This window comes from Paraburkholderia sp. ZP32-5 (genome assembly GCF_021390495.1).
Taxonomy (GTDB): Bacteria; Pseudomonadota; Gammaproteobacteria; order Burkholderiales; family Burkholderiaceae; genus Paraburkholderia.
The window spans coordinates 1,056,589-1,080,586 of record NZ_JAJEJP010000002.1 but is presented as its reverse complement, the minus strand read 5'-3'; the positions used below and the strand labels follow the sequence as shown (position 1 = coordinate 1,080,586).

22 protein-coding genes are annotated in these 23,998 nt (G+C 66.2%); 9 read left to right on the top strand and 13 right to left on the bottom strand.

Annotation, left to right across the window (positions count from 1 at the left end; genetic code table 11):
- Positions 1 to 20: 20 nt before the first annotated feature.
- The 3 genes from L0U82_RS23580 to L0U82_RS23570 all read right to left on the bottom strand — a co-directional run bounded on the left by L0U82_RS23580 (position 21) and on the right by L0U82_RS23570 (position 4,664).
- Positions 21 to 1,550 carry a CoA-acylating methylmalonate-semialdehyde dehydrogenase gene (locus tag L0U82_RS23580; RefSeq protein WP_233835021.1) on the bottom strand — a complete coding sequence of 510 codons (1,530 nt, stop codon included), beginning with the start codon at positions 1,548 to 1,550 and terminating at the stop codon, positions 21 to 23.
- 164 nt (positions 1,551 to 1,714) lie between these two features.
- Entirely contained in the window at positions 1,715 to 3,406 is a 1,692-nt protein-coding gene (locus L0U82_RS23575) for an AMP-binding protein (RefSeq protein WP_233835019.1), read from the bottom strand.
- 124 nt (positions 3,407 to 3,530) lie between these two features.
- Positions 3,531 to 4,664, bottom strand: a complete 1,134-nt coding sequence (locus L0U82_RS23570; protein WP_233835016.1) for an acyl-CoA dehydrogenase family protein — start codon at positions 4,662 to 4,664, stop codon at positions 3,531 to 3,533.
- A 290-nt stretch (positions 4,665 to 4,954) separates the two neighbouring features.
- On the opposite strand from L0U82_RS23570, the gene L0U82_RS23565 reads away from it, so the two are divergent.
- The 7 genes from L0U82_RS23565 (at position 4,955) to L0U82_RS23535 (ending at position 11,779) form a co-directional block, all read left to right on the top strand.
- Positions 4,955 to 6,043 carry an AraC family transcriptional regulator gene (locus tag L0U82_RS23565; RefSeq protein ID WP_233835014.1) on the top strand — a complete coding sequence of 363 codons (1,089 nt, stop codon included), beginning with the start codon at positions 4,955 to 4,957 and terminating at the stop codon, positions 6,041 to 6,043.
- Between the two features lie 85 nt (positions 6,044 to 6,128).
- A complete protein-coding gene (locus tag L0U82_RS23560; RefSeq protein ID WP_233835012.1) occupies positions 6,129 to 7,814 on the top strand; it encodes an NfeD family protein in 1,686 nt (561 codons plus the stop codon).
- Complete coding sequence (locus L0U82_RS23555) at positions 7,811 to 8,584, top strand: slipin family protein (protein WP_233835010.1); 774 nt, start codon at positions 7,811 to 7,813, stop codon at positions 8,582 to 8,584. The genes L0U82_RS23560 and L0U82_RS23555 overlap by 4 nt, the downstream gene beginning before the upstream one ends.
- A 144-nt stretch (positions 8,585 to 8,728) precedes the next feature.
- Positions 8,729 to 8,980, top strand: coding sequence for a DUF4148 domain-containing protein (locus L0U82_RS23550; RefSeq protein WP_233835009.1), 252 nt, complete (start codon positions 8,729 to 8,731; stop codon positions 8,978 to 8,980).
- Positions 8,981 to 9,178: 198 nt separating this feature from the next.
- Positions 9,179 to 9,634: a YaiI/YqxD family protein gene (locus L0U82_RS23545; RefSeq protein ID WP_233835007.1), complete on the top strand. Its 456-nt coding sequence runs from the start codon at positions 9,179 to 9,181 to the stop codon at positions 9,632 to 9,634.
- Positions 9,635 to 9,849: 215 nt separating this feature from the next.
- Complete coding sequence (locus tag L0U82_RS23540; protein ID WP_233835005.1) at positions 9,850 to 11,151, top strand: NCS2 family permease; 1,302 nt, start codon at positions 9,850 to 9,852, stop codon at positions 11,149 to 11,151.
- A 94-nt stretch (positions 11,152 to 11,245) separates the two neighbouring features.
- Complete coding sequence (locus L0U82_RS23535) at positions 11,246 to 11,779, top strand: cytochrome b (RefSeq protein ID WP_233835003.1); 534 nt, start codon at positions 11,246 to 11,248, stop codon at positions 11,777 to 11,779.
- A 112-nt stretch (positions 11,780 to 11,891) separates the two neighbouring features.
- On the opposite strand, the gene L0U82_RS23530 is transcribed toward L0U82_RS23535, so the two are convergent.
- Entirely contained in the window at positions 11,892 to 12,182 is a 291-nt protein-coding gene (locus L0U82_RS23530; protein ID WP_233835001.1) for a DUF1488 domain-containing protein, read from the bottom strand.
- A gap of 306 nt (positions 12,183 to 12,488) precedes the next feature.
- Between L0U82_RS23530 and L0U82_RS23525 the strand changes: the two genes are divergently transcribed.
- A complete protein-coding gene (locus L0U82_RS23525; RefSeq protein WP_233834999.1) occupies positions 12,489 to 12,797 on the top strand; it encodes a 2Fe-2S iron-sulfur cluster-binding protein in 309 nt (102 codons plus the stop codon).
- Between the two features lie 68 nt (positions 12,798 to 12,865).
- Here the strand turns inward: L0U82_RS23525 and L0U82_RS23520 are convergent, their stop codons facing one another.
- A complete protein-coding gene (locus tag L0U82_RS23520) occupies positions 12,866 to 13,813 on the bottom strand; it encodes a LysR family transcriptional regulator (RefSeq protein WP_233837465.1) in 948 nt (315 codons plus the stop codon).
- A gap of 110 nt (positions 13,814 to 13,923) precedes the next feature.
- Between L0U82_RS23520 and L0U82_RS23515 the strand changes: the two genes are divergently transcribed.
- Entirely contained in the window at positions 13,924 to 14,958 is a 1,035-nt protein-coding gene (locus L0U82_RS23515) for a LysR substrate-binding domain-containing protein (protein ID WP_233834998.1), read from the top strand.
- Between the two features lie 17 nt (positions 14,959 to 14,975).
- Here L0U82_RS23515 and L0U82_RS23510 read toward each other — a convergent pair whose 3' ends face one another.
- Genes L0U82_RS23510 through L0U82_RS23475 form a run of 8 tightly spaced genes read right to left on the bottom strand, consistent with a single transcriptional unit; the run spans position 14,976 to position 23,993 of the window.
- Positions 14,976 to 16,514 (bottom strand): FAD-dependent oxidoreductase, encoded by a 1,539-nt coding sequence (locus L0U82_RS23510; RefSeq protein WP_233834996.1) that lies wholly within the window; start codon positions 16,512 to 16,514, stop codon positions 14,976 to 14,978.
- A 19-nt stretch (positions 16,515 to 16,533) separates the two neighbouring features.
- Positions 16,534 to 17,271 carry an SDR family NAD(P)-dependent oxidoreductase gene (locus L0U82_RS23505; protein WP_233834994.1) on the bottom strand — a complete coding sequence of 246 codons (738 nt, stop codon included), beginning with the start codon at positions 17,269 to 17,271 and terminating at the stop codon, positions 16,534 to 16,536.
- Complete coding sequence (locus L0U82_RS23500) at positions 17,268 to 18,245, bottom strand: NAD-dependent epimerase/dehydratase family protein (RefSeq protein WP_233834992.1); 978 nt, start codon at positions 18,243 to 18,245, stop codon at positions 17,268 to 17,270. Before L0U82_RS23500 ends, L0U82_RS23505 begins: the two co-directional genes overlap by 4 nt.
- Before the next feature lie 32 nt (positions 18,246 to 18,277).
- Positions 18,278 to 18,700 carry a cupin domain-containing protein gene (locus L0U82_RS23495; RefSeq protein WP_233834990.1) on the bottom strand — a complete coding sequence of 141 codons (423 nt, stop codon included), beginning with the start codon at positions 18,698 to 18,700 and terminating at the stop codon, positions 18,278 to 18,280.
- 1 nt (position 18,701) lies between these two features.
- Positions 18,702 to 19,619, bottom strand: a complete 918-nt coding sequence (locus L0U82_RS23490) for an NAD-dependent epimerase/dehydratase family protein (RefSeq protein ID WP_233834988.1) — start codon at positions 19,617 to 19,619, stop codon at positions 18,702 to 18,704.
- Positions 19,619 to 20,470, bottom strand: a complete 852-nt coding sequence (locus tag L0U82_RS23485) for a sugar phosphate isomerase/epimerase family protein (RefSeq protein WP_233834986.1) — start codon at positions 20,468 to 20,470, stop codon at positions 19,619 to 19,621. The genes L0U82_RS23490 and L0U82_RS23485 overlap by 1 nt, the downstream gene beginning before the upstream one ends.
- The gene (locus tag L0U82_RS23480; RefSeq protein WP_233834984.1) at positions 20,470 to 23,127 is read right to left on the bottom strand and encodes a branched-chain amino acid ABC transporter ATP-binding protein/permease; all 2,658 of its coding nucleotides are present in this window, start codon (positions 23,125 to 23,127) and stop codon (positions 20,470 to 20,472) included. The genes L0U82_RS23485 and L0U82_RS23480 overlap by 1 nt, the downstream gene beginning before the upstream one ends.
- A complete protein-coding gene (locus tag L0U82_RS23475; protein ID WP_233834982.1) occupies positions 23,124 to 23,993 on the bottom strand; it encodes a branched-chain amino acid ABC transporter permease in 870 nt (289 codons plus the stop codon). The genes L0U82_RS23480 and L0U82_RS23475 overlap by 4 nt, the downstream gene beginning before the upstream one ends.
- Positions 23,994 to 23,998 lie beyond the last annotated feature (5 nt).

Sequence of the window (23,998 nt, the reverse complement as noted above, 5' to 3'; positions counted from 1 at the left end):
CTCCGGTTTGGCGGTCGGGCTCAACGCAAACGGATCGTCGTGTTGACACCGTCGTTCACGGTATCGTCGTCGAACCAGCGCGCGGTGACCGTCTTGGTCTGCGTATAGAACTGCACGACCTGCTTGCCGTACGGGCCGAGATCGCCGAGCTTCGATCCGCGCGAACCGGTGAAGCTGAAAAACGGCACCGGCACCGGAATCGGAATGTTGATGCCGACCTGGCCGATATCGATCTCGCTCTGGAATCTGCGCGCCGCCGCGCCGCTTTGCGTGAACAGCCCAACGCCGTTGCCGAACGGATTGCGGTTCACGAGCGCGATCGCGTCGTCGAGCGTGTCGACGCTCAGCACCACCAGCACCGGCCCGAAGATTTCGGTGCGGTAGATTTCCATGTCGGTCGTCACATCCGCGAACACCGTCGGGCCGATAAAGTTGCCCTGCTCGTAGCCGGGCACATTCACGCCGCGGCCATCGAGCGCAAGCGTCGCGCCCTCCTTCACGCCCGCGTCGATCAAACCCAGAATGCGTTGCTTCGCCGCGCGCGACACGACCGGTCCGACATCGGTGCCCGGCTCGTTGCCCGCGTTGACTTTCAGCGTCTTCGCCTTCGCGACCAGATCGGGCAGCCATTCACGCGCGGCGCCGACCAGCACCGCCACCGAGGTCGCCATGCAGCGCTGACCGGCCGCGCCGAATGACGCGCCGGTCAGTGCGTTCAACGTCTGCTCGCGATTCGCGTCGGGCAGCACGACCGCATGATTTTTCGCGCCCATCATCGATTGCACGCGCTTGCCGTGTTCGCTGCCGAGTCGATACACGTGCGTGCCGACCGCCGTCGAGCCGACGAACGAAATCGCCTTCACCAGTTCATGCGTGCAGAGCGCGTCGACGACTTCCTTGCCGCCGTGCACGACGTTCAGCACGCCCTTCGGCACGCCGGCTTCGAGCGCGAGTTCGACCAGCTCCATCGTCGATAGCGGATCCTGCTCCGAAGGCTTCAGCACGAACGTGTTGCCGCAGACGAGCGCCATCGGGAACATCCACAGCGGGATCATCGCGGGGAAATTGAACGGCGTGATGCCGGCGCACACGCCGAGCGGCTGACGCAGCGTGTAGGTATCGACGCCACCGGCGACGTTCTCGGCGAATTCGCCCTGCTGCAACGTACCGATCGAGCACGCATGCTCGACCACTTCGAGACCGCGGAAGATATCGCCCTCGGCGTCCGGAATCGTCTTGCCCTGTTCGGCGGACAGCGTCTTCGCGATGCGCGGCATATGCTCGCGAATCAGCGCCTGGTACTTCAGCATGATGCGCATGCGCGCGCCGATCGGCGTGTCCTTCCACGTTTTGAACGCGGCCTGCGCGCTGCGCACCGCTTCGTCGACTTCGGCGGCGGTCGCGAACGGCACGCGCGCGAGCACGGCCTGGGTAGCCGGGTTCACGATATCGCGCCACTCGGTCGTCTTCGATTCGACGAACTCTCCGTTGATCAGCAACCGGACGCTCGTGACGTCGCGGCGGGTCTCGTTCGAAGCAATTGCGCTCATGCTGAAACTCCAGGGCGATGGCCGCGCGGCGGCCGGACAGTGATGAAAAAGGAACGACAACGCCCCACCGCGTTGAATTTAGGTCGCGAATTCAAGCCGCGAATTCAACGCAATCCGTTCAAACCGGGGCGTGGCAATAAAACGAAGGCGCTTGCTGCGCGCACTTAACGCAGCTCAGGAAAATCCTCTTCCCAGTACTCATCGGTCAGGCGCGCGGGCTCGGCCGTGCGCTCCAGTTCACGGCGCCGCAATTCGACGCGGCGGATCTTGCCGGAGATCGTCTTCGGCAATTCGCTGAATTGCAGGCGGCGAATCCGCTTGTACGGCGCGAGTTTTTCGCGCGAGAACGCGAACACCGCGCACGCCAGTTCGGGCCCGGCCTCGTAGCCCTGCCGCACGGTGACGAACGCCTTCGGCACCGACAGCCGCACCGCGTCGGGACTCGGCACGACCGCCGCCTCGCCGATCGCCTCGTGTTCGATCAGCACGCTTTCGAGTTCGAACGGACTCAGCCGGTAATCGGACGACTTGAACACGTCGTCCGAGCGGCCGACGTACACGTAGTAGCCATCGTCGCGGCGCAGCGCGACATCCGACGTGCGATAGAAGCCGTTGCGCATCGCCTGCGCGGTCGCGTTCGGGTTGTTCGCATAGCCAGTCATCAGACCGAGCGAGCGTTCGGCCAGCGGCAGCGCGATTTCGCCTTCGCTGACCGGCTGATCGTCGGCATCGATCAGCTCCACCTTGTAGCCCGGCAGCGGACGCCCCATCGAGCCGGGCACGACCGGCTGGCCCGGTGAATTGCCGATCTGGCAGGTGGTTTCGGTCTGGCCGAAGCCGTCGCGAATCGTGATGCCCCATGCCTGCCTGACCCGCTCGATGATCTCCGGATTCAGCGGTTCGCCCGCGCCGACGATCTCGCGCAGCTTGACCGGATAGTCGTTCAGATGCTCCTGCACCAGCATGCGCCACACGGTCGGCGGCGCGCACAGCGTGGTCACGTTGAAACGCACCAGCGCGGCGAGCGTATCTTTCGGCGCGAAGCGCGCGAAGTTGTACACGAACACGCAGGCCTGCGCGTTCCACGGCGCGTAGAAGCAGCTCCACGCGTGCTTGGCCCAGCCCGGCGAACTGATGTTCCAGTGGATATCGCCGGGCTGCAGGCCGACCCAGTACATCGTCGACAGATGCCCGACCGGATAGCTTTGATGCGTGTGCTCGACGAGCTTCGGCTTCGATGTCGTGCCGGAGGTGAAGTACAGCAGCAGCGGATCGGTGGCGCGCGTGACGCCATCGGGCGTGAATTGCGGCGATGCGTCGTAAGCGGCGGCGAGGTCGATCCAGCCTTCGCGCGGCGCGCCGGCCGAGAAGCGCGTCAGCGGCACGTCGAGCGTATCGAATTTGCCGAGTTCCGCGCTATCGACAACCGCGAATTTCGCGCCGCCGATCTGCACACGATCGCGCACGTCGTCGGCGGACAGTTGCGTGGTGGCGGGCAGCACGATCGCGCCGAGCTTCATCGCGGCGAGCATCACGTCCCAGAGTTCGACGCGGTTCGGCAGCATCAGCAGCACGCGGTCGCCACGGCCCACACCGGCGCCGCGCAGGAAGTTCGCCATCCGCGACGAGCGCTCGGACATCTGTGCGTAGGACAGCCGCAGACCGTCGCTCGCCGGGTCGTCGACGATCCACAGCGCCGGGTTGTGGTTGTCGCGCGCGATCGCATCGAAGTAGTCGAGCGCCCAGTTGAACTCATCGAGCGCCGGCCACGCGAACTCGCGATAGGCGCGGTCATAGTCGGTCCGATGGCGCACTAGCAGATCGCGCGCTTCGAGAAAGGCTTTCGCTGCAGTCATCGTCGTCTCCTGTCCCATATCGTTTTTTCGCGGTCGGCGCTGTGCGCTCGTTTTTCTCAATTGCCTGTGAAGCGCGCGGCGCGAAGCATCAACGGCCCGGCTATTGTGCGCTCAAACGCCTGCTTCAAACATGCCGCGCAATCACCATCCGCTGCACCTCGCTCGTGCCTTCGTAGATCTGCGTAATGCGTGCATCGCGATAGTGGCGCTCCACCGCGTAGTCCTCCAGATAACCATAGCCGCCATGAATCTGGATTGCGTTCGAACAGATTTCCTCGGCCAGTTCGGACGCAAACAGCTTCGCCTGCGATGCCTCCGACAGACACGGCCGCCCGGCCGAACGCAGCCGAGCCGCGTGATGCACGAGCAGGCGCGCGGCATTCAGGCGCGTCGCCATATCGGCCAGCATGTTCGCGATCGTCTGATGGTCCTTCAGCGGCTTGCCGAACTGCTCGCGCTCGCTCGCATAGCGGCGCGCCGCATCGAATGCAGCCCGCGCGATGCCGACCGCCTGCGCGGCGATGCCGATACGCCCGCCCTCCAGATTCGACAGCGCGATGCGCAGCCCCTCGCCCGGCTCGCCGAGCAGATTGGCTTCGGGCACCGCGCAGTCGACCAGCGAAATCGGACAGGTGTCGGACGCGCGGATGCCCAGCTTGTGCTCCGGCCGGCCGACGTCGAAACCCGGCGTGCCGGTCGGTACGATGAACGCGGACAGGCCGCGCTTGCCGCGCTCGGGATCAGTAACCGCGAACACGATCGCGAGGCCCGCGCGCGCGCCGTTGGTCACGAATTGCTTGCTGCCGTTCAGAATCCATTGGCCATCGCGCAGTACCGCGCGGGTGCGCAGATTGTTCGCCTCGGAGCCCGCCTGCGGCTCGGTCAAGCAGAACGCGCCGATCGTGCGGCCGCTCGCCAGCTCGCGCAGATAGCGGTCTTTCTGCGCGGCGCTGCCGAAGTTCAGGATCGGCGCGCAGCCGACCGAGTTGTGCACGCTCATCAGCGTCGCGCAGGCCGCGCAGCCGGCCGCGATTTCCTCCAGCGCGAGCGCATAGGCGACGTAGTCGGTGTACGAGCCGCCCCATTCGGACGGCACCATCATGCCGAGAAAACCCAGCTCGCCCAGTTGGGCGACCACGCCGGCGGGCAACTGCGCATCGCGATCCCATTGCGACGCATACGGCGCGAGACATTCGGTGGCAAAGTCGCGCGCGGCGTCGCGGATCATCCGTTGTTCGTCGGTGTAGAAGCTGTCCATGACTGCGTCCTGTAGTGAGCAGGCGATCGAGCAAAGAGCCTGGGCGAAGAGACCGGACGAGTTGGCCAGGCGAAAAGCGGCGCTGGATCGCAGCGCCGCTCGACTGCCGACCGCCTGAGCGCAAGTGTAGGCAAGCGGCCCGTCGCACTCGATGCTCACTGCGCTCAATCTTCGTGAGCGCATTTGCCATACTGCTAACATCTGCGTGCGCGACATATCGTCATTTCAGGCCTCCGGTAGATTATCCGTGGCACGCTGCTGAGCGCTTTTGCCAGATTACCCACTGCATGATGAAAAACGACAAAGGCACCATTTCCGTCAGTCTGGTCGAGGAAACGCTCGCACTCGCGAAGGCACGCGGCCTCGATGCGCGGCCGCTCGCCGAAGCCGCCGGCATCGCCGCGCCGCTGCTCGCGTCGCCGAAAAGCCGCGTGTCGTCCACACAATACGGCGCGCTGTGGGCCGGCATCGCGCGCGCGCTCGACGATGAATTCTTCGGCCAGGACTCGCATCCGATGAAAAGCGGCAGCTTCATCGCGATGACGCAAATGGCGCTCGGCGCGCGCAACGGCGCGCAGGCACTGACGCGCGCGGTCGGCTTCATGCGGCTCGTGCTCGATGATCTCGGCGCGACGATCGAAACGCCCGCGGCCGCCGACACGCGAACCGGCACGGCGCACGTGCGCGTCAGATTCGTCGAACGCGCGGGCACGCCGGCCCCGAAGATGTTCGCGTACGCGACGTATTTCATCCTCATCTACGGGCTCGTGTGCTGGCTGGTCGGACGGCGCATTCCGTTGTTCGAGGCGCGCTTTCGCTGCGCGGCGCCGCCCGACGCGCACGAATACCGGCTGATGTTCTGCGAACAGATGCATTTCGACGCGCCCGAGTCGTACGTCGATCTCGATCCCGCGTTTCTCGAACTGCCGGTGATTCAAACCGCGCGCTCGGCACGCACGTTTCTGCGCGACGCGCCCGGCAGCTTCATCATCAAATACCGCAATCCGGGCTCGCTCGCCGCGCGCGTACGCAAGACGCTGCGCGCGCTGCCGATGTCGAACTGGCCCGGCTCCGATCAGATGGCCGCGCGCCTGCATGTCGCCGAAGCGACGATGCGCCGCTATCTGAAGCAGGAAGGCCATACCTATCAGTCGATCAAGGACGCACTGCGGCGCGATATCGCGATCGCCGAACTGCAGCGCACCAACCGCACGATCGCCGATATCGCGAACATGGTCGGCTTCGCGGAGCCGAGCGCGTTTCACCGCGCATTCCACAAATGGACCGGCATGCGTCCGGCCGACTATCGGCCGGCGCGAAGCGCGCAAAGCGTGCGGACCACCGCGCCCGATCTCACGCGCCGCGCGGAATCGGACTAAGCTTTAAGCGGCAACCGGCCAGCCTTGATCGAGGTGTCGGCCCGCGCTTACCGGCCTCACCCGGCAGGCACGGCGGCCGCCAGCGATGAACACGATTCCGCGTCTTCCGCTCCGGCAGTCCGGTCCGCGCCGACCGCTTATCCGCGGCGGCATCGTGGGCCTTTTGATGCGCGGCATCGCCGTGCTCGGCATGCTGTTGGCATTTGGCTTCGCGGCGCGCGAATCGGTCACGCCGTGGCGGGCGGCGAGCGCGGCGACCATCGCCAACGCCGCGGCCCGTGTCGCGGCCGCGACCGCGAACAGCGTCGTCGTGATTCCGGTGAACGGCGCAATCGGGCCGGGCAGCGCCGATTTCATCGTCAGGGGCTTGCAACGCGCGGCGAATCAGCACGCGCAGCTCGCGGTGCTGCAACTCGATACGCCGGGCGGGCTCGACACGTCGATGCGGCAGATCATCAAGGCGATCCTCGGCTCGCCGGTGCCGGTCGCGACCTTCATCGCACCGAGCGGCGCGCGCGCCGCGAGCGCCGGCACCTACATCGTCTACGCCAGCCATATCGCGGCGATGGCGCCGGGTACGAATCTCGGCGCCGCGACGCCGATCCAGATGGGAATCGGCGGCCCCGAACAGCCTGGCGGCGGTGGCGGCAACAGCGGCGCAACGCCGGGGCTGCCGGATATGCGCACGTTGCCCGGCAACGCGGCCGGTTCCGCGTCGGGTACGGGTACGGCCACCGCTTCCGGCTCCGACACCTCCGCGTCTTCGGCTGCCACTCCCGGTGCCGCGAGCGCGCTGCCGCTCGACACCCAATCGACCGAAATGCGCAAGCAGGTTCACGACGCGGCCGCCTATATCCGCGGCCTCGCGCAGATGCGCGGGCGCAATGCCGACTGGGCCGAGCGGGCAGTCCGCGAGGCGGTGAGCCTGTCCGACGAGGAAGCGCTGACGCAGCACGTCGTCGACGTGGTCGCGCGCGACGTGCCCGATCTGCTGCGCCGGGTCGACGGCCGCACGGTCACGACGACCGCCGGCAGCGTCACGCTGCACACCGCGCACGCGCCGCTGATCACGCTGGAGCCCGACTGGCGCAGCCGCTTCCTCGCGGTGATCACCGACCCGAGCGTCGCGCTGATCCTGCTGATGCTCGGCATGTACGGCCTGTTCTTCGAGTTCTCGAATCCCGGTTTCGTGCTGCCCGGCGTGGTCGGCGCGATCAGTCTGCTGCTCGGCCTGTTCGCGATGCAGATGCTGCCCGTCAGCTACGTCGGCCTCGGGCTGATCTTTCTCGGTATCGCGTTCCTGATCGGCGAGGCGTTCCTGCCGACCTTCGGCTCGCTCGGCTTCGGCGGCGTGGTCGCGTTCGTGATCGGCGCAATGATGCTGATGGACACCGACGTGCCCGGCTACGGCATTCCGCTGCCGCTGATCGCGGCGGTGGTCGTGTTCAGCGTCGCGTTCGTGCTCGGCGTCTCGCGGCTCGCGCTGCGCGCGCGGCGGCGGCCGGTCGTGACCGGCTCGGAGGCGCTGATCGGCTGCGTCGGCGTGGTGCTGGACGACGGCTTGCTGCCGGAGAACCCAGCGGGCGGCCTGCTGGCCGGCTGGGCGCGCGTGCACGGCGAGCGCTGGCGGGTAGCGAGCACGACGCCGGCCGCGGCGGGCGAGCGCGTGCGCGTGACCGCGCGCCACGGCCTGACGCTGACCGTGGTGCCCATTGCGCCGCTCAGTGCGGCGGTCGGCGCGCCGGGCACATCACAAGGAGAACGCTCATGATCGGTTTCACATTCGGCTTCAGCAGCATCCTGATCCTGCTCGTGGCCGCGCTGATTGCCTCGTCGGTGCGGATCTTTCGCGAGTACGAACGCGGCGTCGTGTTCATGCTCGGGCGCTTCTGGAAGGTCAAGGGGCCGGGGCTCGTGCTGATCATCCCGGTCGTGCAGCAGGCGGTGCGCATGGATCTGCGCACCGTCGTGTTCGACGTGCCGCCGCAGGACGTGATTACGCGCGACAACGTGTCGGTCAAGGTCAACGCGGTCGTGTACTTCCGCGTCGTCGATCCGGAAAAGGCCGTGATTCAGGTGGCCAAATACTTCGAGGCGACCAGTCAGCTATCGCAGACCACGCTGCGCGCGGTGCTCGGCAAACACGATCTCGACCAGCTGCTGTCCGAGCGCGAACAGCTGAACGCCGACATCCAGAAGGTGCTCGATGCGCAGACCGACGCGTGGGGCATCAAGGTATCGATCGTCGAAATCAAGCACGTCGACATCAACGAAACGATGATTCGCGCGATCGCTCGCCAGGCCGAAGCGGAGCGCGAGCGGCGCGCAAAGGTGATTCACGCGGAAGGCGAATTGCAGGCGTCGCGGCAATTGCTCGAAGCCGCGCAGACGCTCGCGCAACAACCGCAGGCGATGCAGCTGCGCTACCTGCAAACGCTGACGACGATCGCCGCCGACAAGAATTCGACGATCGTGTTTCCGCTGCCGATCGAACTGTTGAATGCGGTGATGGACCGATTCAGCAAGCCTTCGGTGCCATGACATCGCAAAGCGAAAACCCCATACGGTGTCGAACGATTTAATGCAGCCGGATGAAATAACTCATTGCTTACCGCGGTATTACGAGGCATGAGCCGGAGAACCAACAACGCCCGGCTTTTTTTCACCTCTCCCGAGGAGCCTGCCATGAAGATGTTTTCCCGCCTTGGACTCGGCGCGCTGCTGGCCGCCGTAGGTATCAGCACCGCGTTTGCGCAAACCATCAGCCCTTACGCGCCGAAAACGCGCGCCCAGGTCCGCGCCGACCTGATCGAATGGCTCGACGCCGGCTACGATCCGCAAGACACGATCGACTATCCGATCAATGCGCAGATCGCCGGGCGCATCGTCGCCGAGCGGCGCGCGCTGCGGCAGCAGGGGCAGACGGCCGTGCAGTAAGCGGTTGCCGAGCGGTTGCTGCGCAGTTGCTTTAGCAGTAGCCCGATTCCCATCCCCAGCGGACAGCTGGCGGACGGGACGGGCACCGTTTGCCCGACCACTCCGTCGCTCGCGATAAACCCGCCCGTGGCGCGGCGCACGCGGTATCATCCGCCGCTTCGATACCCACGCCGCCGCGCCGCGGCCGGAACCCGCACCATGCCAATCTGGGTCGATGCCGACGCCTGCCCGGCCGTCGTCAAGGACATGCTCTACCGCGCCGCGCGCCGCACCGGCGTGCCGCTGACCTTGGTCGCCAATACGTTTCTGCGCGTGCCGCCATCGCCGTTGATCCGCGCGATCCAGGTACCGGCCGGTTTCGATGCCGCCGATCAGCTGATCGTCGAACGGGTTGCGGCCGGCGATCTCGTGATTACCGCCGACATCCCGCTCGCCGCCGCGGTGCTGGAAAAAAACGCGCACGCGCTCGACCCGCGCGGCAACTGGTTCACGCCCGGCACGATCGAAGAACGCCTGCGGATGCGCTCGATCCTCGACCAGTTGCGCTCGAGCGGCGTCGATACGGGCGGCCCGTCCGCCTTCAGCCCGCGCGACGGCAAGACCTTCGCGGGCGAGCTGGACCGCTGGCTCGCGCGGCACGCGCCGCGACAGTGATGCGCCGGCGCCACACTGTGCCGGCAAACCACTCGTCTGACGGGCCCTAACGCGCCGCCGAAGCCGCCACGAGCGCCGAAGCCGGGTTATTCGTGTTTACAATTCCGCCGTAATGGCGCTACTCGCCGCCGCGCGCGTTGGCGGCATGCCACGCTTCGAGCGCCTCACACACAAAAACACATTCCCTGACCGACAAGAGAGAAAAGACCCGCTCCATGGACTCGATCAAACGCTACTTCGGCTTCGACGCCGCCGGCACCAACCTGCGCACCGAAGTGCTCGCGGGCGTCACCACCTTCCTGACGATGGCTTACATCATCTTCGTGAACCCGGCGATTCTCGGCGACGCCGGCATGCCGAAGGGTGCGGTGTTCGTCGCGACCTGCCTCGTGGCCGCGCTCGCGTCGCTGATCATGGGTCTGTACGCGAACTACCCGATCGCGCTCGCGCCCGGCATGGGCCTGAACGCGTACTTCGCGTACACGGTGGTCAAGGGCATGGGCTATACGTGGGAGGCGGCGCTCGGCGCGGTGTTCATCTCCGGCTGCCTGTTCCTGATCGTCACGCTGTTTCGCGTGCGCGAGGTGATCGTCAAGGGCATTCCGCATTCGATCCGGATTGCGATCACCGGCGGTATCGGCCTCTTTCTCGCGATCATTTCGCTGAAGTCGGCCGGCATCGTGGTCGGCAATCCGGCCACGCTCGTCACGCTCGGCAATCTGCACGATCCGCATGTCGTGCTCGCCGCGATCGGCTTTTTCGGCATCGTCACGCTCGACTATCTGCGCGTGCGCGGCGCGATCCTGATTGGCATCGTCGGCGTGACGATTCTGAGCTTCTTCTTTGGCGGCAACGCGTTTCACGGCATCGTCTCGGCGCCGCCGTCGATCGCGCCGACGCTGTTGCAGCTCGACATCCGCAGCGCGCTGTCGACCGGCGTGCTGAACGTCGTGCTGGTGTTCTTCCTCGTCGAGCTGTTCGACGCGACCGGCACGCTGATGGGCGTCGCGAACCGCGCGGGGCTGCTCGTCGAAGGCAAGATGCACCGGCTGAACCGCGCGCTGCTCGCCGATAGCACCGCAATCCTTGCCGGCTCGATGCTCGGTACGTCGTCGACGACCGCGTATATCGAAAGCGCGTCTGGCGTGCAGGCCGGCGGCCGCACCGGCGTGACCGCGATCACCGTTGCCGTGCTGTTCATCGCCGCGCTGTTTTTCGCGCCGCTCGCCGAAGTCGTGCCGCCGTACGCGACCGCGCCCGCGCTGCTCTACGTGTCGTGCCTGATGCTGCGCGAACTGGTCGACCTGCCGTGGGACGACGCGACCGAAGTCGTGCCGGCCGCGCTGACCGCGCTGCTGATGCCGTTCACGTATTCGATCGCGAACGGCGTCGCGTTCGGCTTCATTTCGTACGCGGGACTGAAGCTGCTGACCGGCCAGGCGCGTCAGGTCAAGCTGGTGGTGTGGATCATCGCGGCGATTTTCCTGTTCCGCTATTTCTATCTCGGCAGCGAGTAAGGTCGGGGCGCGGGGGAGAAACTGTCGTGCGGTTCGGGCACCGTTTATCATCCGGTGATTCGAAAAACGACTGACCCGGCCACAGGAGCCCCCGATGTCCTCATATAGTCGCGCGGCGGACCGTTACACACGGCCCGCGATATTTTTCCACTGGGCCATTTTTCTGCTGGTCGCCCTAGCCTATCTGGCGATCGAAATACGCGGCCCGCGCGGCTCCGATAGCCGCGTCTTCTGGACCGGCGTGCATTACTGGGCGGGTACGCTGGTGCTCGGGCTGGCGGTGCTGCGGCTGCTGTGGCGACTGTGGGCCGGCGCGCCGGAGGAAATTGCAAACAACCGGCTACTCGCGTTTCTCGCGCGCGGCGCGCATCTCTCGCTGTATGTGTTCATCTTTGCGCAGCCGCTGCTCGGCATGTTGATGGTCAATGCGGGCGGTCATCCGGTGACGCTCGCGTGGACGGGTGTCAGCTTTACGCTGATCGGCGCGGACTCGATCGCGCGGCATCTGTTAAAAGACGCGCACGTGTTGCTCGGCAACCTGTTCTACTGGGTGATCGGACTGCACGCGCTGGCGGCCATCGCGCATCACGTGCTTTTGAAGGATCGCACGCTGCGGCGCATCATCTGAGCGCGGCGCGGCGCGGCCGGCTTTGAACCGAAGGCAGCGAGCGAGCGGGTCGCCGCGCCTGGCGGATGGCGGCGGCACCGGGGCGGTGCCGGTGCATCGAACGCCGGTCGAATCAGTTGCGCCAGTTCGCCTCGTAAAAGCGTACGTAACCGCTTCTGAGCACGAGACACTGCGCGCGCGTTTCCGACAACAGACGGCGCGTCGCGGCCTCGATGCGGGGCCGGTGAGCGTCGAATGCGACGACCATGTCTTCGAGACGCGGCGATGCCGCGCCGAAGTGGTCTTCGAGTGCTTCCGCGGTGATCATGCACTCCACTCTCTGTCCGTCGATCATCGCCGGAAACGCCAGAGTAAGTTCGCGACCTGAATATTCAGGGGCTTCGTTCGGAAACTGGATCTGCATGGGAGTCACCTGGAAGAGTGCCGCGCATGGTGCGACGGGTAATGCGCGCGCTGGTTGCATCCTGTCGCGTCCGCCGCCCTTTCCTCCTTGTCCCATGCAGTCGACGCGGGCCGTCACCCACGGCGGAATCGCGAGTTCGCGCCGCGCGGAGGTGAATTGATTCACTTTAGACGAGTTCGGCCAAGGCGCAAGCCTTACCTGGGTTTTCCTTGATTTTGCCGACCACTTGCGTGCATGTTGCGGCGCGATATAAACGCACCGGCCAATCCGTGTAAAGTGTCGCGCACTCCGTTCCCGATGCCTGTGATGTCCGATTCCACCCGCCCGCCTCTGGTTCGCGTCGAACCGCTCGGCGTCTCGTTCGAAGCCCCCGACTCGCTGACGATTCTCGAAGCCGCCGGTTTCGCGAATCTGCGTTTGCCGCGCTCATGCCGCAATGGCACATGCCGTACATGCCTGTGCCGGATGACGGCCGGCCGCGTGCGCTACACGATTGAATGGCCGGGCGTGAGCCGCGAGGAAAAGGCGGAGGGTTATATCCTGCCGTGTGTTGCGATTGCGGAGAGTGATGTGGTGATCGAGGTGCCGGAGGCGGTTCAAACGCCGGGGCGCTGAAGCACCAAGAATGGCGACACCGGCGCCGACAGCCGCGCCATTGCCGCCGCCGATCGCGAGCACACCGGTCATGGCGGTTCGCTTCCCGGATTCAGCTCGTGAAACGTGGTGCCGGGCCAATGCCCGGCTTGCGTCAGCTCGCGCGCCACATCGTGAATCACGACGCGCGCGGCAAGCGCCGCGGGCGACAGTTCATCGACGGCCTGGCTCGCGATCATCGTCTGGCGCCGCGCGTCCGAATCGGCGATCAGCAGTGCGCGCAAGCGACGGCCCGGATCCTGATTCACCACGCAGCCCGGTTGCAGCGTCGCGCCCAGCCCCGCGCCGACGGCCTCCATCAACAGCGCGAGGCCGTCGATTTCATACGCGATGCGCGGCTGCACGCCCGCGCGTTCGAACGCGATATCGAGCAGCGAACGCAGGCCGTGCGAGCCGCTCGGCATCACGAGCGGCAGATCGCCGAGTTCGGCGAGGCTCACGCTGTCTTGCCGCGGAAAACCCGGCAAATCCGCGCGCCCGAGCAGATACACGCGCTCGTCGATCAGCGGCGATACGCGCCAGCGGCGTGCGGCATTGCCGCGCGCGACCAGCGCGAGATCGAGCTGGCGCGCGTCGAGCATCGCGGCGAGATGGCCGGACAGTGCTTCAACGACGTGCACGCGCAATTCCGGATGACGCTCGCGCATCGCCAGCAGCAGCGGCACGCCGAGCACCGACGCCGTGCTCGGCGGCAGGCCGACGCTCACGTGGCCGACCAGTCTCGGCTCGCGGGCCGCCTCGACTGCATTGACCGCATGCTGCAGCGTGAGCTGCGCATGGCGCAGAAAAGCCACGCCGGCATCGGTCGGAATCAGCCCGTTGCGCGTGCGCTGCAGCAGCCGGGTTGCCAGTTGCGCTTCGAGCCGCTCGAGATCCTGGCTCAGCGTGCCCGGCGCGATTCCCAATTCGGACGCGGCGCGCCTTATACTGCCCAACTCGACCGCCCGGACGAAATAGCGCAGTTGCCGCAGTTCGATCGGCAGTTCGGCCTCGTCTTCAGTTGCAAAAGCCACGCTTGCACTCGACATGGGTCACATCCAATAAAGGAGACATACGGAGCGTTTCCTGTTCCGTCCGAGGATTACGTATGGACATGCGTCAGTTGAAGTACTTCGTGCAGATCGTCGAGAGTGGCAGCCTGTCGAAAGCCTCCCGTCAACTGTTCATTGCGCAGCCCGCGCTGAGCCAGCAGATGACCCGCCTCGAGGACGAAGTCGGCAAACCGCTGCTGGTGCGCTCGTCGCGCGGCGTGAAGCCGACCGACAACGGCGAGGCGCTTTACCACCACGCGCGCTTCATCCTGCGTCAGCTCGATCAGGCCGTCTCCGTCGCGCGCCGCGACCATGCGAACGTCAGCGGCCGTGTCAATCTCGGCATGGCACCGACCACCGTGTGCGCGCTCGGCCTGCCGCTGATCAAGCATCTGAGTGCGAAATACCCGGGCGTCGTGCTCAATGTCGTCGAGGCGTTGTCGGGCCATCTGGAGCATATGACGCGCCTTGGCGAACTCGATCTCGCGATTCTGTTCAGCACGACCGCCGCGCTCGATCTGACCGTCGAAGCGCTGTTCGAGGAAGAGCTGTTCGTGATCCTGCCCCGTCATAGCACGATGATCGCGCCCGGCCGCGAGGACATCACGCTGGCCGAGCTGGCGAAACTGCCACTGATCCTGCCGAGTCCCGGGCATGGCCTGCGCCGCCGCATCACGCTGGAATTCGACCGCGTCAATCTGACCGTCGACGCGATCGCGGAGCTCGATTCGCTGCCGCTGCTGATGCACTGCGTCGCCGACGGCCTCGGCGCGACGATCAAGCCGATGGCCGCCGTCTACTCGCTGCAAAACGCGCCGGAGCATTGGCGTTGCGTACGCATCTCGGACGCGCAGATGGTGCGGCGCAATTACCTGTACGCGCTCGCGCCGGAGAAGCTGTCGCTCGCGGCGGCCGTCGTGCGCGACGAACTGAAGCACGTCGCGCGTACGTTGATCGAAAACGGCAAATGGCAAGGGGTACGGATGTTTTCTCCGGGCGAAGTGCCGGAACTCGACTCCGCCTTCGATTCGTCGCACGAAGCCTCGCATGAAGCCGATCTCGAGGACATCCCGGCGCACGACGAGGCCTGATTTCGCCGTTCGGTGGCTCATGCGAGCGCCGCCCCGGTGATCGATCCGCCGCGCTCCAGCGCGAGTTGCGCGGCGAAGCGCCCGGCGCGCCGGCCCGACGCGAAGGCCCACGCGAGATGATGGCCGTGGCCCTTCAGCAGCAAGCCGCCCTGTCCCGTCGATCCGGCGGCGAACAGGCCCGCGATCGGCCTGTCGTTCGCGTCGAGCACGCGATGGCGCGTGTCGACCAGCAAGCCGCCCTCCGCATGCACGAACACCGCGCGCACCGGGCCTAGTGCGATAAACGGCGCGCGTGACAATGAGTTCGCCCCGCCCGCTTCCGCGATGCTGCGCGCGAGCGCCTGCGCATCCATGCCGGTCGCCGCGGCCAGTGCTTCGATCGTGCCCGCCTCGCGATACACATCCGGACGATTGCGTTTGTAATCGGCGAGATACGCATACGCGACGCCAGGCGCGGTGGAAATGAAATGCGGCCAGCGGCAATAGCGCTCGGCAATACGTCCGTCGATGACGATATACCCCACCCCGTCCGGCTGATCCGGCAGACGATACGCGGGCCGGTCCGTTTCATCGCCGAATCGCTCACCGCGCGTGTTCACGAGAATCGCGCCGTCTTCGAATAGCGTGAGCGCGGGTGCAAGCGCGGTAGTGAGGAATTTCATCAGGAACGGCCGCAGGATCACATCGGGCAGATGCTTCATCGACCATTGCATCACGGCCGCGAGCGTTCGCCACGGCGGCAGGCGGCGCACGAAGTTCTCCTTCGCGGGCGCGATGAAGCGAAGCTCGGGACCGAGCGCGAGGTCGCCGTTGACGATGCGTGCGCCGCAGCGCACGGCCATGCGCTGACCGTCACCGGTTGCCGTCGGGTTGACCGCGGCGACCTTCGCTTCCTGCGGCCCCATGAAGCGCGCTTTCAGCTCCGGGCTATTGGTGAAGTCGCCTGCCGCGAGGATCACGCCGCCGCGTGCGTCGATGCGCTTCACCGCGCCGTGCTGTTCGAACCGCACGCCTTTCACCGCATCGCCTTGCAGCGCGAGGTCGACCACGCGCGCCCGTACGCGGATTTCGACGCCCGCGCGTTGCGCGCGGCGCGTCAGGTGATAGATGAACGAGCGCGAATTCGGCAGCACGTTGTGCATACGCGGCACGCGATGCGGCGGCTCGGGCATCGGGCCCATGAAGCGCACGCCGCTGTCGAGCAGCCATTGAAACGTGTCGGGCATCGCTTCGCACAACACGCGGCGCAACGCGTCGTTGTCGCGCGCGGCGAGATCGCCGGCGAAACCGGGCATATCTTCCCAATGCGCTTGCGGCGTATCGTCGATGCCCTGTGCACGTTGATGCGGCGTTTGCGAAGCGCTCACCGAACCGATCGACCATGAGGTCGAGCCACCCGGCACGTCGTTCTTTTCCAGCAGCACGACGCGAGCGCCTGCTTCCGCGGCTTCGATCGCGGCCGCCAGTCCCGCGCCGCCACCGCCGACCACGAGCACGTCGACCGTTGCTTCGACCGTTTCGTCGGCGCCCGGATGAATGCGATCGGGTGTCAGCATCTGCGCGGCCCCGGATCGGTCATACCATGCCGCCGTTGGTCTGGACGATCTGCCCGTCCACCCACGAGGCTTTGTCCGACAGCAGGAACGAAACGACTTCCGCCACCTCGTGCGGCAAGCCGATGCGATTGAGCGGACTCATCGACGCCGAACGCGCCTTCGCTTCCTCGGTCTTGCCCGCGCGGAACAGATCGGTATCGACCGGCCCCGGCGCGACCGCGTTCACGCGCACCTGGCGCGCGGCGAGTTCCTTCGACATCGAGCGCACGAGGCTTTCCACCGCCGCCTTGGTCGCGCTATACGGCCCGACGCCAGGCACCGCGTGACGCACCAGCGATGTGGTCAGCGCGACGATCGCGCCGCCGTCGCTGACTTCCCGCGCGGCTGCGCGCAGCACATGAAACGCGCCGACGATATTCACTTCGACGAGGCTGCGAAACGCATCGTCGGGAAACTGGGCGACGGGCGCGGCAGGCACGTTGATGCCGGCGTTCGCGACCACCGCGTTCACCGGCCGGCCGAATTCTTCGCGAACGCGCGTGAACACCGCATCGACCGCTGCCGCGTCGCGGATGTCGACGCAATAGCCGCGTACCGTCGTGCCGTGCGCGTCGGATTGCGCAGCCTGTGCCGCGGACGGCTGACTCGCGTAGGTGAATGCGACATCGGTGCCGCTTTTGACGAGCGCGCCGACGCACGCGGCGCCGATGCCGCGCGAGCCGCCGAATACCAATGCCAGGGGCCTGCTGCCGTTCATCGTTGATCTCCTGTGACTGCTTCGCGCGCGAAGGCCGCGCGGGTTGCCTCGATGGTTGCTTCGATGCCGCGCTGCAAATCGTATTGCGGCTCGTAGCCTAGTTCCGTGCGCGCCCGGCTGATGTCGAGCGCCCCTTTCGTCGCGCTCAGCACCACGCCGCCGTGGCGGTATGGGCCGAGGCTGCCGACGCTGATGCGCGCGCCCGGCACCGCCCGATTCACCGCATCGGCGACATCGGCGATGGTCGGCGCCACGCCCGTCGCGACGTTGTAGCTGTCGTAACGGTGCCGCGGCTTGTCGAGCGCGAGCAGCAGGCCGGCCACCGTATCGGCGATATAGACCTGATCGACCGCGAGCTGCGCGCCGTCGTCGACATGCAGCGGCTCGCCGCGCAGCGCGGCTTCGATGAACGTGCGCGGCACCCGCGGACGCGGCAGATGCGGACCGTACACCCAGCACGTGCGCACGTTGATGCACTCCAGTCCGTGATCGCGCGAATACATGCGGCCGTAGTGCTCCACCGCGAGCTTGGTCGCGCCATACACGCTGACGGGCTTTTGCGGATGCTCCTCGTCGATCGTCGGCGCGAGAAAATCGCCGTAGGTCTCTTCCGTGCTGACGTGCACGACGCGCTTCACGCCGGCCAGCCGCATCGCTTCGAACAGATTGATCGAGCCTTCCACGTTGACGCGATTGGCCTTGATCGGGATGTCCGCGCACTGAATCACGCCGACAACGGCGGCCGCGTGAATCACCGCGTCCGGCCGCTGCGCGGTCATCAGCGACATCACCTGCGGCCACTCGCACAGATCCACCGCGACGGCGGTGAGCTTCGGATCGCGCGACGCGAGCGCGGCCGTCGCGGGACTGATGACGATGTCGGCCGCGACCACGGCATCGCCGCGCGCGAGCAGCGTCCTGACGATTTCGGCGCCGAGCCAACCGCTCGCGCCGGTAACCAGAATCTTCTTCATATGCCTTTCCTGAGGTGTTGCGTCGATGCGCGTCAGCGCGGCTGCGGCTCGTCGTCGGTCGGCGGGCTCGTGATGACGAGAAACACCAGCGTGTCCGTGCCCGTGCAGTGCAGCTCGTGGTGCACGCCGGGCGGAATGTAGGTGACGTCGTTGGCGCGCACCAGACGCCGCTCGCCGTCGACCGTCAGCACGCCCTCGCCCGACAGCACGTGATAGATCTGCTCCTGCACCTTGTGCACGTGATTCTCGACATACGCACCCGGCTCGTAGCACGAGATACGGTGATCGAAGAAGCGGCTGCCGGTGGTCTCCGGCGTCACGATCGCCTTCGACAGCGCCTGATTGAAGTGGCCCGGGTATTGCACCCACAGCAGTTCGGCGAGATTGCGCGTCACTGCCTGCTTTTCGCTGGCCGCGTTTCTGAAGTGTTTATCGTCGGGGATGAGGGTCGTCATGTCAGTTCTCGAAACCGGGCAAGCCGGTCAACAGGTGTCGCAGGTCATATTCGGGCACGAAGCCAAGCCGCTCTTTCGCATGCGTCAGATCGTAGAGCGGCGCGTACGGATTGCTACGGTAGTAGCCGGGATCGCGAATCTCGACCGCGTCGCCATGCAGGCGTCGCAGACGCTCGACGGTCGGCTCCGGCGCGAGCGTCACGTTCGCGGCCAGATAGAAACTGTCGAACTCGCCGGCCCGCATCGGCAATTCGAGTGCGAGGCGGAACGCGCGGGCGAGATCGCGCGCATCGATATGATGATGCAGCGGCCCGCCGCCGGCTGTCGACGGGCCGCCCACCGCGGGCGCCGTGTAGTTGTCCGGATCCTTCGCGCGCGCGACGATTTCGCCCTCCATCTCCGGATAGGCGACGAATACCGTGCGCAGCGCCAGCACCGCCATGCCGCGCAATGCGTAGGCCCGCGCGATGTCCTCGCCGAGCACCTTGCTCAGCGCATACGGATCGGTGGCCTGCAGCGGATGCGCGACATCGAGCGGCGCGTAGCGCGGCGCGATCATGCGGCCTTCGCGCACCGTATAGCCGGCCACCGAATCGCTCGAACAGAACACCACGCGTTCGATGCCGGCGGCTTCGGCCGCGTCGAACACCAGATAAGTACCCTGCGTATTGACGCGCATGATCGACGCGCCGTCACCGGACCAGATATTCGGCAAGGCCGCGATGTGCAGTACCGCGTCGATATCGCGCATCGCTGCCGCGAGCGCGGCGGCATCGGTCACGTCGGCGACGATCCAGTCGATGTCCGCGCTGCCGTCGCGGCGGTCGAAACCGCGCACTTCATAGCCGTGCGAACGCAATTCGTCGACCACGAAGCGGCCCAGCAGACCGGCCGCGCCTGTCACCAGAATCCGGCTCATCAACAGGCCTCCCCGGGTGCCGCGAAGCCCAGCGACGCGAGCGCGCGATGGCTGCGCACGATCGCGGCTTGCGGTTGCGCCGCAATGATTTCAAGCATGCAGGTTCCTTTGAAGTCGATGTCGTCGAGCGCACCGCGCACTTCGTCGAAAGGCACGTCGCCCAGACCGATTTCGTCGTGGCGCCACGCGTTGCGCGTCGTGTCCGACAGGTGAACGAGACTGACGAGCCCGCCGAGCGCGCGCAAGCCCGCCGCCGGCGATTCGCCGATGAAATGCGCGTTGGCGGCGTCATAGCAGATGGTGAGCGCCCGCGAGCCATAGCCGCGCACGAACGCGCCGAGCGAGCCCGCATCGGGAAACGACGCGAACGGCACGTTCTCCAGCGCGAGCGTCACGCCCCGCTTCTCCGCATGCTCGATGAGCGGATCGAGGCTTTCGCGCATCCACGCCTCGCGTGCGGCGGGCGCGGGTGGAAACAGCGGACTCATGCGCCCAGGCACGACCACCAGATGCGTCGCGTGAAGATCGGCGGCGAGGTCGATCGAATCGATGAACAGGGCCACCGAATAGTCGCGCATGCGCCGCATCGGACTCGCGAGGTTGTGATCGAGGCTCGGCACGTTCAGCGAGCGCACCGTGATGCCGCGATTCGCCAGCGATGCCGCGAAGCGCGCGCGTTCCGGCGCTGAAAATTCATCGAGCGACAGATGCGGCGGGTTCAGCACCAGTTCGAACTCGCGATAGCCGAGCGCGGCCAGCTCGCTCACGCATTGCGCCGCCGGGGTCGACCAGATATAGCCGTAAGTGTTGATGCCGAGCGGTCTCGCGCCGGTTGCGGTATGCGCGGCCATCATGCGGTCCTGCGCAACAGTTCGTCGGTATCGCCCGCGCCGACGCCGAGCAGACGGTCCTGCAACGCGGTATCGGCCGCGAGTTCGCGCGCGGCGCCGCTGAACGCCACCTGTCCGTTGACCAGCACATACGCGCGATCGGCCATGTTCAGCACCGACTGCGCATGGTGTTCGACGATCACGAGGCTTGCGCGCGTGGTCAGCTTCTTCACCGCCTCGCGCACTTCATGCACGACCGCCGGCGCCAGCCCCTCGAACGGTTCGTCGAGCAGGATCAGCCGGCTCGGCACCATCAGCGCGCGGGCAATCGCGACCATCTGACGCTCGCCTCCCGACAGATTCGCGGCACGCGAGCGCATCAGCACGCGCAACTTCGGAAACAGTTCGCAGATCTCGTCGAGCGGCGCGCCACCGGCTCGCGCAGCCAGCTTCAGATTCTCCTGCACGGTCAGGTTCGGAAACAGCCGCCGCCCTTCCGGCACGAGCGATACGCCGAGCCGGTTGATCAGGTCGGCACGCATCGCGCTGACGTCGTTACCGTCGAACATCACGCGGCCGGAGGTCGCGGGCAACGTGCCGGTGATCGTGCGTAACAGCGTCGTCTTGCCGACGCCGTTGCGGCCGAGCAGCGCGACCACTTCACCGCTGTTGACGGTCAGATCGACGCCTTCAAGTACCGTGCCGCCGCCATAGCCCGCGCTTACGTTTTCAAGTCGTAACAGCGCCGCGCCGGCCGGGCGTGCTTGCGGCGCATGCGGCGCATGCTGCGTTTGGCGCGCGTCGTTCGCGGCGGCGTCGACGCTGATGGCCGGTTGCGCATGCGCGCTCGCATCGCCGAGATAGGCGCTGATCACCTGCGGATTGCGCGCAACATCGGCGGGCAGGCCGTCGGCGATCAGCCGGCCCTGGTGCAATACGGTGATGCGATCCGACAGCGCCAGCACCCGGTCGATGTCGTGTTCGATCAACAGCACCGCGTGCGAACTGGCGAGCCGCCGGATCAGCGCGGAGACGACCTTGCGGTCCGATTCGGCAAGACCGGCGAGCGGCTCGTCGAGCAGCAGCAGCCGCGCGCTGGTCGCGAGCGTCATTGCGATTTCGAGCAGGCGCTTTTCGCCGTGCGACAGTTCCGCGCACACGTGGGCGGCACGATCGGCCAGACCGACCGCGTCGAGCAGCGACCAGACCCGCTCGTTGGCTTGGTCGTCGCCATACGCGTCGCGCCAGAAGCCGCGCCATTGCCGGCGCGACGCCTGCACCGCGATGCGCACGTTCTCGAACGCGCAAAGATTCGGAAACACGCTGAGAATCTGGAACGAACGCGCGAGACCGAGCCGCGCGCGCCTGTACGCCTGCAACTGCGTCACGTCCTTGCCCTCGAACACGATGCGCCCGCCGTCCGGAAAAACGAAGCCCGTCAGGATGTTGAAGAACGTCGTCTTGCCCGCGCCGTTCGGCCCGATGAAGCTGTGCAGCTGATTACGCTTCACGTCGAGCGAAATACCGTCCTGCGTGACGATCGAGCCGAAGCGCTTCGACAGGTTCTGGACCGACAGCACGGTGCCGCTGGAGTCGCCGCCCGCGTCGAGCGGACGATACGGCGTGATGCGCGCGGGCCGCGGCGGAATGGTGTCGCGCGTGAGCGTCCAGCGCGAGCGCTTGCCGAAGCGTCGCACGAACCCCTGGATGCCTTCCGGCGACAGCAACGCCATCAGGATGATGACCGGCGCGAAAAACAGCCACCAGTTCTCGGTAACCGCGCTCAGGCGGTCTTCCAGCACGATGAACGTAATCGCGCCCCACAGCGGGCCGAGAAACTGATGCACGCCGCCGAGCACGGCCATCAGCACGGGATCGCCCGCGTGCGCCCAGTTCAGATTGTTCGCGTAGACGCCCTGCAGCAGCAGCGCCATCAAGCCGCCCGCGACACCGATGGTGCCGCCCGCGATCACCAGCGCGATCAGGCGCGTCGTATAGACGTCGTAGCCGAGACTCGTCACGCGCTGTTCGTTGTCGCGTAGCGCCTGCATCAGGCGGCCGAACGGCGCATGCGCGATGCGCCACAGCAGCCACGACAGCGCCAGCACGACGACGACCGTGAATACGTGAAACGACAGCGCCGAGTTGAACAACGGCCGTGACACATTCTGCAGGCCGTTTTCGCCGCCCGTCACCGACGTCCATTTGTAGGCGATCTCGAACGCGATCTGCGAGCAGGCGAGCGTCAGCAGCGAAAAATACAAACCCTTGCGCCGCAGGATCAATGCGCCGATCACGAGTGCGAGCAGCACCGAGAACAGGCCCGCAATCAACACGCCGGAAATCTCGTTGCCGCCGAACGCGCCGAACCCGATCGCGAGTGCATAGCTCGAACAGCCGAAAAAGAACGACGCGCCGAACGGCACGAGCCCAAGGTAGCCAATCAGGAAGTTGGTCCCCGCCGCATACAGCGTGTAGATCGCGATCTGCGTGATCCGGTCGATCGGCATGCCGAACGCGAGCGCGGCGCCGCTCACGCCGATCAGCACGACGGCCATCACGATGACGGGGTGATGCATCAAGCTGAACCGGACGCGCCGAGGCGCGCCGGCATGCGTGCCCGCGGACGCGTCCGCGTCGGCATGGCTACGGGTGTCGGTATTCGTACGCGTGGTCATTCGAAGCGCTCCCATTGTTCTCCAAACAGGCCGCGCGGGCGCAGCAGCATCACCAGAAACATCAGTGCGTACATCGACGCGGCGGCCGCGTCCGGCTGGAACTGGATCGTCACCGAGGTCACGACGCCGACCGCGAGCCCCGCCACCACCGCGCCGGCGAACGAGCCGAGTCCGCCGATAGCGACCACGACGAAAGCCGGCATGATCGCGTTCGCGGACATCGACGGCGACACGGTCCACAACGGCGCCGCGAGTACGCCCGCGATCGCCGCCAGCGCACAGCCCAGCCCGAACACGCCGGTCAGCACGCGCGGCAGATTGATGCCGAGCAGTTCGACCATCTCGGGATCGCGGCTGCCCGCACGCAGAATCCGCCCATACGGCGTGAACGCGAAGAACGCGGCCAGCGCGGCGAGCGTGCCGACCGTCGCGACCAGCACCGCCACGCGATACTTCGTGATCAGCAGCGGCCCGGCCTCGACGATGCCCGACAGAAAATCGGGCGGATTGAACGGCTTGCCGTCCGCGCCCCAGAACGCGCGGATCAGCGCCTCGATCAGCAGCGCCAGCGCGAACGTGACGATCAGGCTGGACAGCGGATCCTTGCCGTACAGCCGCCGGATGATCAGCACTTCGACCACCATGCCGATCACGCCGACCACGACCGGCGCGAACACGACGGCAGGCCAGCCGAACATCTGGAACAGCTGATACGCGACGTACGCGCCGAGCGCGAAGAAGGCGCCGTGCGCGAAGTTGATCACCCCAAGCAGACCGAACGTGATGGACAGACCCACCGCGATCAGCACATAAACGAAGCCCAGCACCAGCCCGTTGGCCGATTGGGAGACGAGCATATCGAGCATGATGC

Excerpts from the sequence above, each read along its gene's own strand:
- L0U82_RS23580 (WP_233835021.1), bottom strand. The coding sequence starts at position 1,550 with ATGAGCGCAATTGCTTCGAACGAGACCCGCCGCGACGTCACGAGCGTC.
- L0U82_RS23575 (WP_233835019.1), bottom strand. The coding sequence starts at position 3,406 with ATGACTGCAGCGAAAGCCTTTCTCGAAGCGCGCGATCTGCTAGTGCGC.
- L0U82_RS23570 (WP_233835016.1), bottom strand. The coding sequence starts at position 4,664 with ATGGACAGCTTCTACACCGACGAACAACGGATGATCCGCGACGCCGCG.
- L0U82_RS23565 (WP_233835014.1), top strand. The coding sequence starts at position 4,955 with ATGAAAAACGACAAAGGCACCATTTCCGTCAGTCTGGTCGAGGAAACG.
- L0U82_RS23560 (WP_233835012.1), top strand. The coding sequence starts at position 6,129 with ATGAACACGATTCCGCGTCTTCCGCTCCGGCAGTCCGGTCCGCGCCGA.
- L0U82_RS23555 (WP_233835010.1), top strand. The coding sequence starts at position 7,811 with ATGATCGGTTTCACATTCGGCTTCAGCAGCATCCTGATCCTGCTCGTG.
- L0U82_RS23550 (WP_233835009.1), top strand. The coding sequence starts at position 8,729 with ATGAAGATGTTTTCCCGCCTTGGACTCGGCGCGCTGCTGGCCGCCGTA.
- L0U82_RS23545 (WP_233835007.1), top strand. The coding sequence starts at position 9,179 with ATGCCAATCTGGGTCGATGCCGACGCCTGCCCGGCCGTCGTCAAGGAC.
- L0U82_RS23540 (WP_233835005.1), top strand. The coding sequence starts at position 9,850 with ATGGACTCGATCAAACGCTACTTCGGCTTCGACGCCGCCGGCACCAAC.
- L0U82_RS23535 (WP_233835003.1), top strand. The coding sequence starts at position 11,246 with ATGTCCTCATATAGTCGCGCGGCGGACCGTTACACACGGCCCGCGATA.
- L0U82_RS23530 (WP_233835001.1), bottom strand. The coding sequence starts at position 12,182 with ATGCAGATCCAGTTTCCGAACGAAGCCCCTGAATATTCAGGTCGCGAA.
- L0U82_RS23525 (WP_233834999.1), top strand. The coding sequence starts at position 12,489 with ATGTCCGATTCCACCCGCCCGCCTCTGGTTCGCGTCGAACCGCTCGGC.
- L0U82_RS23515 (WP_233834998.1), top strand. The coding sequence starts at position 13,924 with ATGGACATGCGTCAGTTGAAGTACTTCGTGCAGATCGTCGAGAGTGGC.
- L0U82_RS23510 (WP_233834996.1), bottom strand. The coding sequence starts at position 16,514 with ATGCTGACACCCGATCGCATTCATCCGGGCGCCGACGAAACGGTCGAA.
- L0U82_RS23505 (WP_233834994.1), bottom strand. The coding sequence starts at position 17,271 with ATGAACGGCAGCAGGCCCCTGGCATTGGTATTCGGCGGCTCGCGCGGC.
- L0U82_RS23500 (WP_233834992.1), bottom strand. The coding sequence starts at position 18,245 with ATGAAGAAGATTCTGGTTACCGGCGCGAGCGGTTGGCTCGGCGCCGAA.
- L0U82_RS23495 (WP_233834990.1), bottom strand. The coding sequence starts at position 18,700 with ATGACGACCCTCATCCCCGACGATAAACACTTCAGAAACGCGGCCAGC.
- L0U82_RS23490 (WP_233834988.1), bottom strand. The coding sequence starts at position 19,619 with ATGAGCCGGATTCTGGTGACAGGCGCGGCCGGTCTGCTGGGCCGCTTC.
- L0U82_RS23485 (WP_233834986.1), bottom strand. The coding sequence starts at position 20,470 with ATGGCCGCGCATACCGCAACCGGCGCGAGACCGCTCGGCATCAACACT.
- L0U82_RS23480 (WP_233834984.1), bottom strand. The coding sequence starts at position 23,127 with ATGACCACGCGTACGAATACCGACACCCGTAGCCATGCCGACGCGGAC.
- L0U82_RS23475 (WP_233834982.1), bottom strand. The coding sequence starts at position 23,993 with ATGCTCGATATGCTCGTCTCCCAATCGGCCAACGGGCTGGTGCTGGGC.